Below are 1,830 nucleotides of genomic sequence, written 5' to 3'. Positions count from 1 at the left end.
CCGGTGCTGCTGCTGGTGGCCTTCTCGGCGGTGATCCCGCTGATGACGGTGGTGAACTATTCGGTCCAGGACACCTTCGGGAACAACGAGTTCTTCTGGGCCGGCACGGAATGGTTCAAGGAGGTTCTGGAATCCGACAGGTTTCATGAATCCCTGCTCAGAAACCTGGCGTTTTCCGCGCTTGTCCTCCTGATCCAGATACCGCTCGGCATCCTGGTGGCGCTATCCATGCCGCGTCGTGGCGTCTGGGTATCCGTCTGCCTTGTCCTGATGGCGCTGCCGCTACTCATTCCGTGGAACGTGGTCGGCACCATCTGGCAGGTGTTCGGCAGGAGCGACATTGGCATGCTCGGGCGCGGGCTCAACGCGCTTGGGTGGGACTACAACTACGGCCAGGATCCCTTCGACGCCTGGGTCACCGTCATCCTGATGGACGTCTGGCATTGGACGAGCCTCGTCGTGCTCCTCTGCTACGCCGGCCTCGTGTCGATCCCGGACGCCTACTACCAAGCCGCGCGCATCGACGGCGCGTCCAAGTGGTCCGTGTTCCGCTACATCCAGTTTCCCAAAATGGGGCGTGTTCTCCAGATCGCTGTCCTCCTTCGCTTCATGGACAGCTTCATGATCTACACCGAGCCCTTCGTGGTCACTGGCGGCGGTCCGGGCAGCGCAACGACCTTCCTGTCCATTGATCTCGTCAAGACGGCGATTGGCCAGTTCGACCTCGGGCCCGCGGCCGCCATGTCGATCATCTACTTTCTGATCGTCCTTCTGGTTTCGTGGATCTTTTTCACGGTCACGACCAACGCTGCAGCCGAAAGGAGCTGAGGTCACGCTATGACAACGCTCTCCGCCACTCAGGACAAACCGCTTAGCGCCCACGCCCACGTCACGAGGAAAGCTCGCTCGGGCATTGCTCCTGCCCGCATAATCTCGATCGCCTACATCCTGTTTCTTTTGATTCCGGTCTACTGGCTCGTTGCGCTCAGCTTTAAGCCGAACGACGAGATCATGAACCGGTTCGCGCTCTGGCCGGTGTCCCCGACGCTTGCGAACTTCCGGGTTATCTTCAATGACCCGACCTGGTACATGACATACGTCAACTCGCTAACGTATGTCTGCCTGAACATGCTCATCGCGGTCGCGGTGGCGCTGCCGGCGGCCTACGCCTTCTCGCGCTATCGCTTCCTCGGCGACAAGCACCTGTTCTTCTGGCTGCTGACCAACCGCATGGCGCCGCCGGCGGTGTTCGTGCTGCCCTTCTTCCAGCTCTACTCGGCGTTCCAGCTGATCGACACCCACATCGCCGTCGCCATCGCGCACTGCCTGTTCAACGTGCCGCTGGCGGTGTGGATCCTGGAAGGCTTCATGTCGGGCGTGCCGAAGGAGATCGACGAGACCGCCTACATCGACGGCTATTCCTTTCCGAAGTTCTTCGTGAAGATCTTCATGCCGCTGATCGCCTCCGGCATCGGTGTCGCGGCCTTCTTCTGCTTCATGTTCTCGTGGGTGGAGCTCCTGATCGCCCGCACCCTGACGACCACCGACGCCAAGCCGATCGCGGCGGCCATGACGCGGACGTCTTCGGCGACTGGCCTCGACTACGGCGTGCTCGCTGCTGCCGGCGTGCTGACAATCATCCCAGGCGTGCTCGTGATCTGGTTCGTCCGCAATTACATCGCCAAGGGCTTCGCCCTGGGGAGGGTGTGATGGACTTCTCCTGGATGGCCTGGACCTGGCCGACGGCGCTCTTCTTTATCGCGATCTTCTCGATGATCGCCGCCATGGGCGTGTGGGAATACGCCTCGCCCGGCGGGCATCCCCGGGTCG

Annotated in this window: 3 protein-coding genes; all 3 read left to right on the top strand. The window is 61.5% G+C overall.

The window, feature by feature from the left end; all coding sequences use genetic code 11:
- On the top strand, positions 1 to 828 hold an 828-nt coding region (locus HND91_RS22400; RefSeq protein ID WP_181708831.1), incomplete at its 5' end, for a carbohydrate ABC transporter permease.
- A 9-nt stretch (positions 829 to 837) separates the two neighbouring features.
- A complete protein-coding gene (locus HND91_RS22395) occupies positions 838 to 1,710 on the top strand; it encodes a carbohydrate ABC transporter permease (RefSeq protein WP_181708830.1) in 873 nt (290 codons plus the stop codon).
- The coding region (locus HND91_RS22390) for a DUF2160 family membrane protein (protein WP_246329652.1) at positions 1,710 to 1,830 on the top strand (121 nt) is incomplete at its 3' end. The genes HND91_RS22395 and HND91_RS22390, both read left to right, overlap by 1 nt.

Source organism: Chthonobacter rhizosphaerae (assembly GCF_013839525.1).
In the GTDB taxonomy this organism is placed as follows: Bacteria; Pseudomonadota; Alphaproteobacteria; order Rhizobiales; family Pleomorphomonadaceae; genus Chthonobacter; species Chthonobacter rhizosphaerae.
The sequence above is the reverse complement of the archived record's forward strand: the minus strand, read 5'-3'. Positions and strand labels throughout refer to the sequence as shown.

Excerpts from the sequence above, each read along its gene's own strand:
- HND91_RS22395 (WP_181708830.1), top strand. The coding sequence starts at position 838 with ATGACAACGCTCTCCGCCACTCAGGACAAACCGCTTAGCGCCCACGCC.